The sequence below is a fragment of the Longimicrobium sp. genome, from assembly GCA_036377595.1.
Taxonomy (GTDB): domain Bacteria; phylum Gemmatimonadota; class Gemmatimonadetes; order Longimicrobiales; family Longimicrobiaceae; genus Longimicrobium.
The window spans coordinates 134,589-149,896 of record DASUYB010000089.1 but is presented as its reverse complement, the minus strand read 5'-3'; the positions used below and the strand labels follow the sequence as shown (position 1 = coordinate 149,896).

Here is a 15,308-nt window from a genome sequence, read left to right as displayed (position 1 = left end):
GGCCTCAGGATGACGTCGGCGTGGCATCGGTCCGGGTGCATCGACCCAATTCCCGGATTTCGTATCATCCCGCACTTCCGCACTTCCGCACTTCCGCACTTTCGCACTTCCCCTACGGTCCATTCGTATCGCTGACGAACGGCGCCGCGGGCGGGCCCAGGATCGTCATCACCCCCGGCCCGGAGGGGATCATGTCGCCCAGCCGCACCAGCGCCTGCCCGTCGATGGTCACCCCCGACGAGCCGCCCTGGCCGATGGGAAGCACGTAGGGCGCGCCGGAGACGGAGTTCACCATCTGGCACAGGCTCCCCACCGTGGCCAGCGGCATCCCGTTGGCGGTCGCCGTCGTCTGGGTGATCACGGAGATCACCCCGCTGTCGGGCGGCCCCGCGGCCCCCGGGCTCAGCAGCACCGCGCACCCCATGCTCACCGGCGGTCCCGGCATCTCCCCCTCCTGCGGACTCGATCTCGACGGTCGCCGCTACGACGCGGCGAACTGCGTCATCCCGGCCAGCGACACCTGCGCGCCTTTGAGCTTGGCGGCGCTCTGCCCCTCGATCGTGGCCGACATCCCCTTCGCGGCCAGATCGCCCTGCGCGGTGAGCTTGATGGCGCCCTGCGCCTCGAGCTCGATGTCGGCCTGCGACTCGAAGCGGATCTTCCCCTTGGCCTTGATGGTGACGTCGCCGTCCTTCCCCACCTCCACCGCGGTGTCGCCCAGGGTGATCTTGAGCGACTCGTCGTCCACCGTGAGGGTGCTGCCGTTCTGCAGCTCCAGGTGGAAGCGGCGCACCCCCGATTCCTCGTCGTCGGGCGGCTGATAGACCACCTCGTGCGCCTGGGCCACGGGCGGATGCGCGGTGTCGTCGTACACGCACCCCACCGCCACCGGCGCGTTCAGGTCGCCGCCCACGAAGGCCACCAGCATCAGGTCGCCCTCGTTGGGGAGGGCGGAGAGCCCCAGCCGCGACACCGCCACCGGCACCCGCTGCAGCTCCACCCCGCTGGAGCGGAGCTTGAGGTTGACCTGGTGGTTGCTCTTGCTGCCGTCGCCGTCGCGCGGCCACGCCTGGGTGACCACGCCCAGCTCGGGGGCGTAGCGGCGGGACAGCTCGTCGCGCACCACGGCGCGCAGGGTGGCGATGAGGTCGCTCACAGGAGCCCTCCCAGCCCGCCGCCCCCGCCCGAGCCCTCCACCCGCAGCGTGGTGACGAACCCCGCGCGGCCGTCGAGCACGTGCTCCACCCCCGTCACCCGCAGCGTCCCCGGGTCCGCCGAGGGAAGGTCCTGCACCTCCACCAGGTCGCCCGGGCGCACCTCGGGCGCGCCGCGCAGCCGCAGCGTTCCGCGCACGGCGGCGCGGGCGGCGCGGGCGGCCAGCGCGTCGGCCAGCGCCTCGGCGGCCTCGCGGGTGCGCAGCGCCGGGACCACGCGCAGCGGCGCGGTGCCCGCGGGCTCCCGCAGCAGCCAGTGCCACTGCTCGGCGCCCGCCTCGCTGGCCGCGCCGTAGGCCGCCACGCCACCCGCGGTGGGCGCCGACGCGGCCGAGGTGCGCCACGACAGCACGTCGGCGCCGTAGCGGAAGCGGTGGTCGGCGGCGCCGGTGCGCGGGGGCACGAAGCGGAGCGAGCCGTCGGGCGCGGAGCCCACGTCGGCGCCGGAGAGGGCGGCCAGCTCCAGCAGGTGCGCCCACACGGTGCGCCGGTCGTCGACGGTGTAGGCCGAGAGCTTCACGTCGCCGCCCACCTTGTCCACGCTCACGGGGGATGCGAGGTCGTTCACCACGTCGGCCACCGACTGGTCGAGGTAGGTGCGCGAGACGCGCTGCCGCGACAGCTCCAGCGTCCCCGCCAGCCCGTCGAGCGCCACGCCGTCCTCGCCCGCGGCCACCTCCACCACCTCGCCGCTCCACACGTCCTCCTCGTCACCCTCGTCCCCCAGCGCGAGGGCGAGCGTGCTGCCGGGGGTGGCATCGGTGAGCTTGGACGCGGGCCAGGCCAGCACCTCGGCGCGGTCGTGCGCGCCCGAGGCCAGCAGCACGCGGATGCGGGCCACGGCGGCCTCGGCGGAGGTGAGCGAGCGGCCGTCGAGGGTGACGACGGCGCGGGGCTTCGACAGGCTCATGGCCCCACTCCATCCAGGTCGATCCCCTGGCGCAGCGCCTCGCGGCGGAGGAGGCGGTCCAGCCGCTCGGCCAGCTCGGCCTCCTCCAGCCGCGCGGCCAGCACCCCGGCGGGCGCCTCGCCGGTGCGCGACGGATGCGGCGTGGAGGGCGCGGGAAGGGTCTGCCCCGCCGCCTCGGCGCGCGCCACCAGCCCGCGCAGCCCGCCGACCGCCGGCATCGGGGGCGTCGGGGGGATGGGGGAGATGGGGGGAGACGGCGCGTCGGCCGAGGCCGCGGAGGGCCACCCGCCGCCGATCCCGCCCGGCTCGCCGCGCCCCTCCACGGGGGGATGCGATCGGGCGCGCGCGGCGGACACCCGCTGCAGCGCGTCCGCCAGCCGCGACGCGGGATCGGGCGGGGTGGCCGCGTCCTCCGCCGGGGGCGCGGCGACGTCCGCCGAGCGGGCGAACGAGGCGCGGCCCGAGGCCTCCCGCCGCGCGTCCTCAGCGGCGCTGGCGAGGAGGGCGGCCACGCGCGGCAGCGGCTCGCCCGCGGCGACCGGCGTCTCCATCGCCCCGTTCGGCCCGCGCCGCCGCAGCGCCTCCGCAGCCTCCGCGCGCGAGGGCAGCGCGGTCGGGAGATGGCTCGCTTCCGATGCTATCCCTCGCGCCGCGCGCCCAGCCGTGACGGGCGATGCTTCGGGCGCGGCTCGGTCCCCGGCGCGACGATCGCTCGGGACGGCGCCCGCCGTAGATCGCCGCGTCTCGCCGGGGAGATACGGCGCCAGCACGCGCTCCACCGCCTCGGCATCGTGTGCGAGCGACGGCGCCCGCGCGGCGCGACCTTCCGTATCTCCGCCGCTGGAGATGGGCGCCCGGCGCGGCGCCGGCCGCTCATCTCCCGCGCGCGATGGGGCGTCGGCGCGACGGGCTTCATCATCCCCCCCGAGCCCCACCAGCGGACGCGCAGCCCGCCGGTCGCGCGCGGGGACGATCGCCGCGGCGGCTCCGTCCGTCCGCGGCTCCAGCACGCGGCCCAAGACGGCGCCCAGGTCCACGCCGCCGGCGAGCGGACCCAGCGCGGATTCGGCCAGCGCGTCCAGCTCGCCGGGCTCGCGCTGCAGGGCCATCAGCCGCGCGCGCGGCGCGTCGAGCGCCTCCACTGCCCGCGCGGAGGCCGCGGCCGCCGCCAGCAGGCGGCGCAGCGCCGGGTGCGGGGCGCGCGTCACGCCGCGCCTCCGCCCTGGCCGTCGCGGGCCAGCATCTCCAGGTACAGCAGCACCTGGCCCACCGTGAGCTCCGAGCACTCCGCCGGCGTCCACCCGAACTCGCGCGCCAGCACGAAGCAGGCGCGGGCCAGCGGCGCCTTCACCGCGCGCTCCAGGTCGTCGTCGCCCACCGCCAGGCCGCTGATGGCGTTCACCTTCTCCAGCAGCGACTGCACGAGGCCGGCGGGAAGCTCGCCCACCTGCTCCACCGTGAGCTTCGGCGACACCAGCGACTGCTGCACCATCAGCACGCTGGCCAGCACGCGCTGCTCTTTCGCCGCGCGCACCACGCGCTCCACGTCGCGCACCAGCAGCGGGCGCAGCACCACCTCGCCACCGTCGCCGTCGGGCGCGTCGCCGTTGGACGACGGCCGCAGCAGCGCCGCGGGAAGCCGCACCGTGTGCGTGACCGACCCGCCCGCGAGCAGGTCCTCGGCCGTGAGTTGCGTTGCCATGCGCGCCCCTGCCGGGGTTGATGTGGATGGAGCCGCCGCCGTCGCGGAGCCCCGTCATCTGAAACTGCGTCGATCAGGGGGGATCGGGAGATGGACCCGCGGCGATGCGCGTCCGTCTTCCTTCCACCGCGTCGTGATGACCGCTCGCCGGAGCCTGTGCGTTTCCTCCGACTTCGGCGCTGACCAGGCCACAGATCCTTCGGCCTGCAACCACTCGTGCACACGCCGGTTGCGGCGTGGCCGGCCTCAGGATGACGTCGGGCGGGGTGTGCGCGTGATTGGCGCACAGCCTCATGATGACGCCGGACGGGTGTCGGCGTGGTTCGTACGCTGACGCCCGGATGACCCCGTCATCCGCCTCTCCCGCGGATCTTCATCGCCGACGGGAGAGGATTCTGCCGGCGATCAGCCTCACCCCGTCTCGTCGGCCTTGATCCAGAGCGCGCGGAACGACAGGCGCTCCATCACGAAGTCGTCTTCGGGGATGGAGTAGTTCCACTCGCTCAGCTGCACCCCCATCACCGTGACCGTGGTGCTGGCGTCGGGGATGGCGGGGTCCTGCAGGCGCAGGCTGAGGTTGAACTGCGGGCCCACGAACGCGCCCGCCGGGCGGCTGTCGGCCGCGTCGCCCAGCATCAGCCGCAGCAGCGCGCCGTTGATGTACGCCCGCTCGATGGTGCCGTAGACGTTCAGATTCCCCGAGCGCAGCTCGGTGGCGAAGCGCTGCCCCAGCTCGTGGAAGGGCTTCACGTCGTTGGTCACCCGCACCGTCACCCCCGTCACCCGCCCCACGGGGGTCATCTGGTACCGGTCGGCGATCTCCTTGGCCTTGTCGCCCGCGGGACCCGCGTCGACCGCCACCGCGATGGAGCCGTCGGCTCCCGAATAGACCGTGTTCGGCATCTCTCTTCAGCCTCCGGGCGGCTACTGCAGGTTCATGATGACCTTCACGAAGTCGATCGAGAAGGTGGGCTGGAGGGTCATGGTGACGATGGCCTGGCCCGTGATCTCCTGCGCGCGGGTGGCCGTCACGTCGAGGGCGTAGCCGGTCAGCATCTCGTCCAGCACCATCCCCGACAGGAAGCCGTCGAGGGTTGCCTTGAGCGCCGCCCGCACCCGCGGGTTGTTCAGCCGGCCGATGTACGGGTTGGAGCCGCGCCGCACCCCTTCCTTGGCGTAGTCGACCACCCGCCGCACCGACACCTGCCGGAACGCGCCGGTGTCGGTGGTGATCCCCTTCAGCACCCGGATCCCCAGGTTCTGCACCAGCACCATCGCCTGGCCGCCCAGCAGCATCTTCTGCTCGGCGCGGGTGTACACGCGCGTCAGCCCGTCGGCCGCCACGTCCTTGTTGGTCAGGCTCACGTGCGGCGCCAGCGTCGACATCCGCCCGGCGACGAGCGCGGCCGCGTAGGGCGCGGTGAGCTTCACCTGGCGGTTGGCGCCGGTGCGCGCCGCGTCGTCGGCCAGGATCCCCGGCGCCACCAGCACCAGCCGCGGGTTGGAGCCCCGGCTGGCGTCGCCCGCCGCCGCGTCGGCGATCACGTCGGGCGCGTCGGTCGAGGCGCCGAGCACGGCGATCCGCTCGCGGCCGTCGTTCTCCGTGGCCTCGAGGTGGGCGAGGATCGCCCCCGCCGCGGTCTTGATGTCCATCCCCCCCGCGGTGACGATGTTCACCGGCTGCGAGGCCAGCAGGTTCAGCCCCGCGGCCAGCTCCACCGTGGTGATGGGGTCGCCGTTGGTGCCCACCGCGGTCGGCGCCTCGACCGCGGTGGGGACCTTGGTCTTCTGCGCCGAGGCCACCGCGCCGGCGGTGACGAAGCGGCTCCCCTCGTTGACCTGCGCGGCCAGCGCCTCGGCCGTGGCGGCGGTGAAGCTCTCCTTCACCCGTCCCAGCTGCAGGGTGAGGGTGGCCGAGCTGGCCGGGTCGCCCGTGGTCTCGATCTTGGCCACGATGTCGTTGGCCCAGGTGCCCGGCGAAGTGGCGGTCAGGGTGAAGGCGTTGCTGGTGCCCGTCTTCACCTGCCAGGTGGTGCTGGCCATCTCGGTCACGCCGGTGTTGGCCACGCGCACCGCGTACACGGTCTGCGCGCCGCCCTTGAACAGCTGCTCCAGCGCCCGCACCAGGGAGAGCGCCCTGGGGATGTCGGCCTTGTCGGCCGGCCAGGCGTCGTAGCTGCCGAAGGTGTCGAGCGCCTCGGCGTAGCTGCCCAGCACCTTCACCTGGTTCAGCGGGCCGCGGTTGGCGGTGCCCACCACCCCCACGTTGCCGGTGCTGATCCCCGAAACCCCGATCAGCCCCTCCGAGCGCACCTCGATGTAGGTGCCGGGGATGATCATCTCGCCTATGGTCTCGCTCATCGTCCGCTCCTTGCAGGTTGGATAGGGACGCCTCGGGGCGCGTCAGCCCAGGTGCGTGGTGATCGGAATGCCGCGGATGACGCCGCCCGAGCTGTCCGGACGGTCGATGTCCTGCTCGTGCACGAACGCGAAGCGCATCGTCCGCCGCCGCGCGCCCGTTCCCTGCTCGGTGGGCCCGATGGAGCCCACCCCGGCCACCCCGAAGCTCAGCAGCCGCTGCACCCCCTGGCGCACCCGCTCGCCCGAGAGCGCGTCGAGCGCCGCGTCCGACAGCGACGCCGCGTCGGCCGCCGTCGCGGCGCAGGCGTCCACCCGCAGCACCCCCGCCAGCCGCTCCACCCGCCGCTCCCACTGGCCCACGAAGTACTGCGCGACCACGGTCCCCGTGGGCGGCAGCGCGGTGGCGAAGGTCAGCGTTCCCGTCCCCGCGTCCGCCGTCACCGCGCGCGGGTTGCCGTTCAGCGTCACCGCCAGGTCGCCCGGCCCCAGCGGCCCCTCGGTGCCGTCGGCGCGCACCAGCCCACCGTGCGGGAGGACCAGGATCTTCCGCGTGCCGTCGAGCAGGTTGAACGACGGGTCGTCGGGGAGCACGGGATGGGCGACGTCGATCGTCGCCTCCCAGCGCAGCGCCCCCGTCATCAGGCTGCTGCGCTCGCCCACGCCGTTCCCCGCCACGCTGGTCTCGTCCAGCGACAGCACCAGGGCGGGGAGGTCGTCGGCGTCGTCGGGCTCGGCGGGGCCCACCTGCGCCGGGGCGGGAGACAGCCCCGCGCCGGAGAGGTGCGTGCGCACCGCGGCAAGGAAGGAGCGCTCGGACATCTCACTCGCCTCCCAGCAGGTTCTTCAGCGGGTCCAGCAGCGAGGCGGCGCCCGCCAGCGTTCCCTTCAGCTCCTCGGCGGCGGGCTGCAGCGGCTGCAGCAGGTCGCCGATCTGCGGGAGGTCGGGGAGGATGGCGGGGATGTCGAGCATGTCGAGCCCGAGGTCCGCCAGCAGGTCCAGGTCGGCGTCGAGCTCCAGCCCCAGGTCCATCGACGGGGTGGGGGGCTCGGGGGGCTCGGTGTACTCGCGCAGCACCACGTGGTAGCGGAACGAGTCGGCGCTCCCCGCCACCTCCTCCACCCGCAGCTCCTCGATCAGCACCTGCTCCAGCTCGCTCTCGGCCACGATGTCGGCCACGAAGTCCACCGGGTCGCCGGCCAGGAAGCGCGTGCGCACCTCCTTCAGGAAGGCGTCGCGCGCCTCGTCGCCGTTCATCGAGCCGGTGATCTCCACCGCCAGCGCGCCGCGCCCCAGGTCCTGGTGCAGGTCGCCGGAGAGGCCGGGGACGGGGAGCACCGCCAGGCGGCGCGCCTCGACGGCCGCGATGCGCTCGATCATGGGCGGCTCCCACCCGCCGATCATGGGACGGACGATCATGGTGTCGCCTTTCTCACGCTTCCCACCGCACCGCCCGCAGCGCCGCGCGCTTGGCGGCCAGGGACGAGCGGACCAGCTCCCAGAACTTCGGCACCGCGTCGACGCCTGCCGGGTCGGGCAAGGGCGAGTTCGCGGGGTGATGCACCAGCGCCACCAGCAGGTACGCCTTGTACGCGGGGTCGCCGCCCGCGTCGGGGTCGGGCGGGTTGAAGCGGAACGGGGCCAGCGCGTGGTCCTGCGCCGCCACGTGCAGCGCGCTGTGCGTCGCCCGTCCCGCGACCGGGGTGACGGGGGTGACGGCGGTCCACTGCGCCTGCTTGAAGCCGTCGTCGTCGGCCACGGCCTGGAAGAGCTCCACCTCCACGTCCACGTCGAGCCGCGAGGGGTTGAAGACGCGCACGAAGAGGGTGTTGTCGCCCCCGCCCTTCAGCTTGTCGTCCGCCCGCGGGTCGGCGCGGTTGGCGAAGGCCGCGTGCGGGTCGCCGGGGACGGGGCCGGCGGGGGGGATGATGATGATGTCGGGGCTGCGGCCGCCCCAGGCCACGTCGCCCGAGTGCCCGCTGTCCTCGACGCCGTCGCGCACGTAGACGGGGAAGAAGTCGCCCGCGGAGACCACGCGCAGCGACGCCCGCCGCTCGCCGGTGAGGAACGCGTCCACCCCCGTCGCCGCGCCGATGGGCGAAGGAACGTCCCCCGCGCGCGAGGCGACGGCGAGGAGCGCGACCCGCTGTCCCGCGACCGATGCGGGGGGGATGAAGTCGAAGCGCACCACCCGCGGCTCGCCCGGACGCAAGTCGACGGCGAGCGCGGCGGCGCCGACGCGCACCCACGGCGCGGGGACGGGGTCCGCCGGGAAGCCGGCCCAGGCGGGGAGCTGGGGGACCGCCGGGTCCGCGCCCGGCGCGGGGACGGGCACGGGGGCGAAGAAGAGGTGCACCTGCGTGGCCGCCGCCGTGTCCCACCCGCGGTTGTGCACCTGCACGTAGACGAAGTTCACCTCGCCGACGACGAGCGGGTCCGTCGGCAGGTCCTCGTCGAACTCGACGGGATCGACCGTGTCCTCCAGCCAGGTGTACGGCGGCGCGTCGACGCGGATGTCGTAGCCGCTGAACAGGTCGAAAGGGAGCTGCCCGGCCGGCGCGCGGGGATCGCCATTGAGCGGCGCGGCGTTGAGCGCGGCGGGCGCCTGCCGGGGATGCAGCCCGTCGTCGATGGAGTACTGGCGGACGTAGAGGAGCGTCTGCCAGCTGGCGTCGGGCGTCGGCGGCAGGTGGCATTCGAACATCCCCCGCCCCCAGGTGGCCGCGCGCAGCAGCGACTGCGCCGGCCCCGCCGCGGGCGAGAGCGGGTCGGGGATCACCTGCAGGTCGGTGACGACGACGATCGGCATCCCCACGTGGAAGGGGGCCCACCGGGGCACGAAGGCGGGCGCGGCGGGCTTGGCGCCGCCGGGGCCGGGCGGCGGCGGCGCGGGCACCGGCGGGAGCGGGCTCATCAGCACGTACACCCCGGCCAGCGTCCCCGCGTACAGGACGTTGCGGTCCAGCGGGTCGAACACCACCGCGGTGATCGGCGACGACGGGAGCCCGGTGGCGCCCGCGCCGGTGATGTCGATCCATCCGTCGCCCAGCCACCCGTCGTCCCACAGCCACACGTTCTCGTCCACGGCGATGGCCGCCCGCCCGGGGCGCCCCGCCGCGTCGCGGTTGCGGGTGGCGTCGAAGTCGATCCCCCGCACCGGCCGCCGTCCCCAGCGCGGGTTCCCCGGCCCGGCCGCGCCCACCGCCGGCGCGTTGCGCGAGGTCATGTCGTTCCACGTCGGGTCCGTGGGATTGGCGCCCGAGGCGACGGAACCGTTGGCGGTGCGGAACACCTCGCCGCGGTTGGTGCCGATCCACCACTCCTCGCCGGCCGCGTTGGGCGCGTAGGCCAGCGACGCCACCAGCGCGTCGTCGGGGTGGAAGTCCCCCGTCTTCATCTTCCGCCAGTCGTCGCCCGAGTTGGTGGTGAGCCAGGCCGCGCCCTTGCGCCCCGCCAGCATGTGCCCGGCGAGCGTGGGGTGGTGCGTCTGGATCCCGTAGAAGAGCCCCTTCGCCTCCGCGTCGGGGTTGATGGTCTTCAGCAGGATCTTGTAGACGCCGCTGGCCACCGGCGCCTCGGGCATCACGTAGCTCACCTTCGAGGAGCCGGGCACCTTCTGGTGCGCGGTGCCCACGTCGCCGCGGTAGATGCGCCCGCCCGGCGTCATCGCCGCGGCGAAGTAGTAGCGCCGCGGGTCGTTGGGCTCGAACGCCACCGCGCCGCCGTCGCCGCCGCCCACGTGGTACCACGAGTCGCCGCCGTAGCTCACGTAGCTGCCGTTGTCGTGCAGCCCGCCGCCGGTGATGAAGCGCAGGCTGGGGTGCACGGTCACGTCCTGGAACTGCGCGGCGGCGATCCCGTGGCTGCGCTTGCGCCAGAAGCCGCGCGAGGCGGGCGGGCGGCGGGTGTCGGCCGCCGAGATCCCGCCGTCGTTGGCGATCCAGATGCGGTACGGGTCGAAGCGGTCGAAGAACCCCCACTGCTGGTCGGCGTGGCGCGCACGGTCGCCGCGGTCGTAGTCCTCCCAATCCAGCATCCGTTTCCAGCTCTCCCCCGAGTCGGAGCTGTAGTAGAGGTCGACGGTCCCATGGACGACGACGGCGGGGTTCTCGGGGTGGACGAACAGCACCATGCTGTAGTTGGCCTGGCTGCTCTCGGGGAGCTTCCCCCGCTTCTTCCAGGTGTCGCCGCGGTCCGACGAGTGGTAGACCTCGCTGGCCGTCTTGTTGTCGTCGCCCGTGCCGACGACGGCGTAGACGTGCTCGGGGTGCTTGCGGCACGCCGCCAGCAGCACGCGGCCGAAGGAACCGGGGGTGGGCACGGGGAGCTTCGCCCGCCACTCCATGGGGAATGGCGCCGCCACGCCGCGGTCCAGCCGCCCGCGGAACACCCCCTCGCCCCAGATCCCCACGTACAGCAGGAGGTACTGGGGAACCGCGCCGAAGCCCAGGTTCACGGTGGCGGCGCTGCGGGTGTCGTGGACGACGAGCACGTCGGTGGCGTAGTCGTCCGCGCCCAGCGCGGGGACGTTGGCCGCGGCCAGCGCCGGCTCGCCCGCGGGGGGGCCGGCCATGGCGGCGGCGGGAAACTCGCGCGTCGGCGGCGCGTGCGCCGCGGCGCCCACCGGCGCCACGAACTGGAAGCGCCAGAGCCCGTCGGGCGACGCGCCCCAGAAGCGGTTGCCGTCGTCGGGGTCCACGGCGATGGCGGTGTAGCGCGCGGTGATCCCGTGCGCCGCCATCCGCAGCGGCACGGGCGCCGGCCCGGCGCCGAAGTCGAAGCGAAAGAGCCCGCGGCCGCCCGGCTTGTGGGCCACGGGGTCGCCCGTCCCCGCGTAGACCACCTCGGGGTGCTGCGCCGACACGCCGATGGCGCCCACCGGCAGCGCGTGGGCGGGGTCGCCCCCGGGCGCCCAGGTGTCGCCGCCGTCGGTGCTGCGCCACAGCCCGCCGGTGGCGCTTCCCGCGTACAGCCGCAGCGGCTGGTTGGGGTGCTGCGCCAGCGAGCGCACGCGCCCGCCCACGCTGCGCGGCCCGATGGGCACCCAGTGGTGCGCGGGCGGCGCGGCGGCCCCGGCCGCCGTGGCGTGCGCGACCGCCCCGTCCAGCTTGTCGGGGTAGTCGTTCGCGCTGAGCGCCATGTAGTCCAGGAAGGCGCTGGTGCGTGCGGGCGGATCGTCGACGACGTCGTCGGACATGCGGGCGCGGGATCCGTTACGGGTTGCGCGGCGCCGGACGCGGCGCCGGGGTGATCGTCATCTCCATCTCCATCTCCATCTTCTTCTTCTCGTATCTCACGGGGCGGGGACCCAGCGCACCGCCCTGAGTGCCGCGCGCTTGGCGGCCAGGGACGAGCGCACCAGGTCCCAGAACTTCGGCACCGCGTCCACGCCCGCCGGGTCGGGGAGGGGCGACGCGGGCGGCAGGTGCACCAGCGCCACCAGCAGGTACGCCTTGTACGCGGGGTCGCCGCCGGCGTCGGGGTCGGGCGGGTTGAAGCGGAAGCCGGCCACCGCGTGGTCTCCGCCCTTCAGCACGTGCAGCGCGGCGTGGGTCGCGCGCCCAGCGACGGGGGTGATGGGGGTGACGGCGGTCCACTGGTCGCGGCGGAAGCCGTCGTGGTCGGCGACGGCCTGGAAGAGCTCCACCTCCACGTCCACGTCGAGCTGCGAGGGGTTGAAGACGCGGACGAAGATCGTGTTGTCGCCCCCGCCCGTCAGCTTGTCGTCGGCGCGCGGGTCGGCGCGGTTGGCGAAGGCCGCGTGCGGGTCGCCGGGGACCGGACCGGCGGGGGGGATGATGATGATGTCGGGGCTGCGGCCGCCCCAGGCCACGTCGCCCGAGTGCCCGCTGTCCTCCACCCCGTCGCGGATGTAGACGGGGAAGAAGTCGCCCGCGGAGACGATGCGCAGCGACGCCCGCCGCTCGTCGGCCAGGAAGTCGGCCATCGCGCGCCCCGCCGCGGGAAGCACGGGGACGTCCCCGGCGCGGCTGGCGACGGCGAGGAGCGCGACGCGCTGCCCCGCGACGGTCGCCGGGGGGACGAAGTCGAAGCGCACCACCCGCGGATCTCCCGGCCGCAGGTCCACGGCGAGCGGCGCGGCGCCCACCCGCACCCACGGCGCGGGGACGGGGTCGGCGGGGAAGCCGCCCCAGGCGGGGAGCGCGGGGAGCGCCGGGTCCGCGCCCGGGGCAGGGACGGCGACGGGGGCGAAGAAGAGGTGCACCTCCGTGGCCGCGGCAGTGTCCCACCCGCGGTTGTGCACCTGCACGTAGACGAAGTTCACCTCGCCGACTACGAGCGGATCGGTCGGCAGGTCCTCGTCGAACTCGACGGGATCGACCGTGTCCTCCAGCCAGGTGTACGGCGGCGCGTCGACGCGGATGTCGTAGCCGCTGAAGAGGTTGAAGGGGAGCTGCCCGGCCGGCGCGCGGGGATCGCCGTTGAGCGGCGCGGCGTTCAGCGCGGCGGGCGCCTGGCGCGGGTGCAGCCCGTCGTCGATGGAGTACTGGCGGATGTAGAGGATCGTCTGCCAGCTGGCGTCGGGCGTGGGCGGCAGGTGGCACTCGAACATCCCCCGGCCGTAGGTGGCCGCGCGCAGCAGCGACCGCGCCGGCGCCGCGGCGGGCGGGAACGGGTCGCGGATCACCTGCAGGTCGGTGACGACGACCAGCGGCATCCCCGCGTGGAAGGGCGCCCAGGTGGCGGCGAAGGCGGGGGCCGCGGGCTTGGCGCCGCCGGGGCCGGGCGGCGGCGGCGCGGGCACCGGGGGAAGGGCGCTCATCAGCCTGTACACGCCGGCCAGCGTTCCCACGTACAGCACGTTGCGGTCGAGCGGGTCGAAGGCCAGGCCGGAGACGGGGCCGGGGGGGAGCCCGGTGGGGCCTGCGCCGGTGATTTCGATCCACCCGTCGCCCGCCCACCCGTCGTCCCACAGCCATACCCGGCCGCCCACCGCCACCGCCACCCGTCCGGGGCGCCCCGCCGGGTCGCGGTTGCGCGTGGCGTCGAAGTCGATCCCCAGCACCGAGGAGGCGCCCCAGCGCAGCACACCCGGCCCCGCCCCGCCGGGCGGCACGGGGTTGCGCGGCGACATGTCGTTCCACGCGGGGTCGCTCCCCCCCAGCGCCACCGAGCCGTTGGCGGTGCGGAACACCTCGCCGCCGGTGGTGCCGATCCAGAACTCGTCGTCGGGAAGGCCGGGCGAGTACGCCACCACGCTGACCTCGGCGTTCGACGGGTGGAAGGCGCCCGTGTTCATCTTCCGCCAGCCGTTCCCCCCGGCGGTGGTGAGCCAGGCGGCCTCCTTGCGCCCCACCAGCAGGTGCCCCGTGCGCGAGGGGTGGTGCGCGTGGATCCCGTAGAACAGCCCGTTCTTCGCCGGGCTGAACAGGCTGCCGTCGGGGAGGGACATCGTGCCGGTGAGCACCTTGTAGACGCCGCTGGCCACCGGCGCCTCGGGCATGGCGTAGGTCACGTACGAGTCGTCGGACACCTTCACCGGCGCCGAGCTCACGTCCGCGCGCCACATCCATCCCCCCTCGGGGCTGCCGGCGGTGGAGGTGTAGTAGCGCCGCGGGTCGTTGGGCTCGAACGAGAGCGAGCCGCCGTCGCCGCCGCCCACCCGGTACCACGAGTCGCCCCCGTAGCTCAGGTAGGTGCCGTTGTCCTGCAGCCCGCCGCCGGTGATGAAGGTGTGCGCGGGGTGCACGGTCACGTCCTGGAACTGCGCGGCCGAGATGCCGTGGCTGCGCTTGCGCCAGAAGCCGCGCGAGGCTGGGGGGCGGCGGGTGTCGGCGAGGGAGATGCCGCCGTCGTTCACGATCCACAGCCGCGCGGGGTCGAAGCGGTCGAAGAACCCCCAGTGCTGGTCGGCGTGGCGCGCCCGGTCGCCGCGGTCGTAGTCCAGCCAGTCGATCAGCGTGGACCAGTTTTCGCCCGCGTCGGAGCTGTAGTAGAGGTTCACCGTGCCGTGGACCACCACCCGCGGGTTCTCGGGGTGGACGAACAGCACCATGCTGTACCACGCCTGCCCCCGGTCGGGAAGCCGCCCCCGCTTCTCCCAGCTGTCGCCGTGGTCCTTCGAGTAGTAGAGCTCGCTGGCCTCGCTGTCCTCGCCCACCCGCGTGACCTTGCTGGCCGTACCCACCACCGCGTACAGGTGCTCGGGGTGGTTGCGGCACGCCGCCACCAGCACGCGCCCGTAGTTGCCGGGGAAGGGGACGGGGAGACGGTCGCGCCACTGCATGGGGAAGGGCGCCGCGGCGCCGCGGTCCAGCCGGCCGCGGTACACCCCGCGCCCCCACACGCCCACGTAGACCAGCAGGAACTGGGGGAAGGGGCCGCGCCCGCCGAGCATCACCGTGGCCGCGCTGCGGGTGTCGGGCACCACCACCACGTCGGTGGCGTAGCTTCCGTTGGCCGCCACCGCCACCACCGGCGCGGGATACGCGGCCAGCGCCGGCTCGCCAGCGGGCGGCCCGCCCGGCACGCCCGCCGCGGGGCCGAACTCCGGCGTCACGGTGGGTACCGGCGCACCCCCCGGCGCGCCGGGCGGCGCCATCTGCACCCGCCACAGCCCGTCGGGCGAGGCGCCCCACAGGCGGTCGCCGTCGTGCGGGTCCACCGCCAGCGCGCAGTAGCGCAGCGTGGTGGCGGCCGGCACCACGCGCAGGAAGGGGAAGGGCGCGCCGGGCGCCAGGTCGAAGCGGAAGAGCCCGCGCCCGCCGGCCTTGAAGGGGACGGGGTCGCCGCTCCCCACGTACACCACGTCGGGGTCGGTGGGCGAGCACGCCACCGCGCCCACCGGCATGGCGTGATCGGGGTTCCCCACCGGCGTCCAGCTGTCGCCGCCGTCGGCGCTGCGCCACACCCCGCCGTGCGCGCTCCCCGCGTACAGCCGCAGCGGCTCGCGGGGGTGCTGCGCCAGCGTGCGCACCCGGCCGCCGATGCTGCGCGGGCCGATGGGCACCCAGTGGTGCGCCGGCGGCGCGGCGGCGCCCGCGGTGGCGTGCCGGATCGCGCCGTCCACCGTGGTGGCGTAGCTGTTCTCGCTCAGCCCCATGCGGCGGTAGAAGGCGGCGGTGCGCGCCAGGGGGTCGTCGACGATGTCGGACATGCTCG

The 15,308-nt window shown here is 74.6% G+C and carries 11 protein-coding genes; all 11 read right to left on the bottom strand.

Annotated elements, in window-relative coordinates; all coding sequences use genetic code 11:
- Positions 1 to 112: 112 nt before the first annotated feature.
- Positions 113 to 445, bottom strand: coding sequence for a hypothetical protein (locus tag VF092_13390; GenBank protein ID HEX6748284.1), 333 nt, complete (start codon positions 443 to 445; stop codon positions 113 to 115).
- 36 nt (positions 446 to 481) lie between these two features.
- On the bottom strand, positions 482 to 1,156 hold the full coding sequence (locus VF092_13385) for a phage baseplate assembly protein V (GenBank protein ID HEX6748283.1): 675 nt from the start codon (positions 1,154 to 1,156) through the stop codon (positions 482 to 484).
- On the bottom strand, positions 1,153 to 2,124 hold the full coding sequence (locus tag VF092_13380; GenBank protein ID HEX6748282.1) for a hypothetical protein: 972 nt from the start codon (positions 2,122 to 2,124) through the stop codon (positions 1,153 to 1,155). The genes VF092_13385 and VF092_13380 overlap by 4 nt, the downstream gene beginning before the upstream one ends.
- On the bottom strand, positions 2,121 to 3,332 hold the full coding sequence (locus VF092_13375) for a hypothetical protein (protein HEX6748281.1): 1,212 nt from the start codon (positions 3,330 to 3,332) through the stop codon (positions 2,121 to 2,123). Before VF092_13375 ends, VF092_13380 begins: the two co-directional genes overlap by 4 nt.
- Positions 3,329 to 3,826: a hypothetical protein gene (locus VF092_13370; protein HEX6748280.1), complete on the bottom strand. Its 498-nt coding sequence runs from the start codon at positions 3,824 to 3,826 to the stop codon at positions 3,329 to 3,331. The genes VF092_13375 and VF092_13370 overlap by 4 nt, the downstream gene beginning before the upstream one ends.
- Positions 3,827 to 4,237: 411 nt before the next feature.
- Positions 4,238 to 4,729 (bottom strand): hypothetical protein, encoded by a 492-nt coding sequence (locus tag VF092_13365; GenBank protein ID HEX6748279.1) that lies wholly within the window; start codon positions 4,727 to 4,729, stop codon positions 4,238 to 4,240.
- A 21-nt stretch (positions 4,730 to 4,750) separates the two neighbouring features.
- On the bottom strand, positions 4,751 to 6,187 hold the full coding sequence (locus tag VF092_13360; GenBank protein ID HEX6748278.1) for a phage tail sheath C-terminal domain-containing protein: 1,437 nt from the start codon (positions 6,185 to 6,187) through the stop codon (positions 4,751 to 4,753).
- A gap of 42 nt (positions 6,188 to 6,229) precedes the next feature.
- On the bottom strand, positions 6,230 to 7,006 hold the full coding sequence (locus tag VF092_13355; GenBank protein ID HEX6748277.1) for a hypothetical protein: 777 nt from the start codon (positions 7,004 to 7,006) through the stop codon (positions 6,230 to 6,232).
- A 1-nt stretch (position 7,007) separates the two neighbouring features.
- Positions 7,008 to 7,604, bottom strand: a complete 597-nt coding sequence (locus tag VF092_13350) for a hypothetical protein (protein HEX6748276.1) — start codon at positions 7,602 to 7,604, stop codon at positions 7,008 to 7,010.
- 13 nt (positions 7,605 to 7,617) lie between these two features.
- Complete coding sequence (locus VF092_13345) at positions 7,618 to 11,382, bottom strand: hypothetical protein (protein ID HEX6748275.1); 3,765 nt, start codon at positions 11,380 to 11,382, stop codon at positions 7,618 to 7,620.
- 96 nt (positions 11,383 to 11,478) lie between these two features.
- Entirely contained in the window at positions 11,479 to 15,303 is a 3,825-nt protein-coding gene (locus tag VF092_13340) for a hypothetical protein (protein HEX6748274.1), read from the bottom strand.
- Between the last annotated feature and the right edge of the window lie 5 nt (positions 15,304 to 15,308).

Excerpts from the sequence above, each read along its gene's own strand:
- VF092_13390 (HEX6748284.1), bottom strand. The coding sequence starts at position 445 with ATGCCGGGACCGCCGGTGAGCATGGGGTGCGCGGTGCTGCTGAGCCCG.
- VF092_13380 (HEX6748282.1), bottom strand. The coding sequence starts at position 2,124 with ATGAGCCTGTCGAAGCCCCGCGCCGTCGTCACCCTCGACGGCCGCTCG.
- VF092_13370 (HEX6748280.1), bottom strand. The coding sequence starts at position 3,826 with ATGGCAACGCAACTCACGGCCGAGGACCTGCTCGCGGGCGGGTCGGTC.
- VF092_13365 (HEX6748279.1), bottom strand. The coding sequence starts at position 4,729 with ATGCCGAACACGGTCTATTCGGGAGCCGACGGCTCCATCGCGGTGGCG.
- VF092_13360 (HEX6748278.1), bottom strand. The coding sequence starts at position 6,187 with ATGAGCGAGACCATAGGCGAGATGATCATCCCCGGCACCTACATCGAG.
- VF092_13355 (HEX6748277.1), bottom strand. The coding sequence starts at position 7,006 with ATGTCCGAGCGCTCCTTCCTTGCCGCGGTGCGCACGCACCTCTCCGGC.
- VF092_13350 (HEX6748276.1), bottom strand. The coding sequence starts at position 7,604 with ATGATCGTCCGTCCCATGATCGGCGGGTGGGAGCCGCCCATGATCGAG.
- VF092_13345 (HEX6748275.1), bottom strand. The coding sequence starts at position 11,382 with ATGTCCGACGACGTCGTCGACGATCCGCCCGCACGCACCAGCGCCTTC.
- VF092_13340 (HEX6748274.1), bottom strand. The coding sequence starts at position 15,303 with ATGTCCGACATCGTCGACGACCCCCTGGCGCGCACCGCCGCCTTCTAC.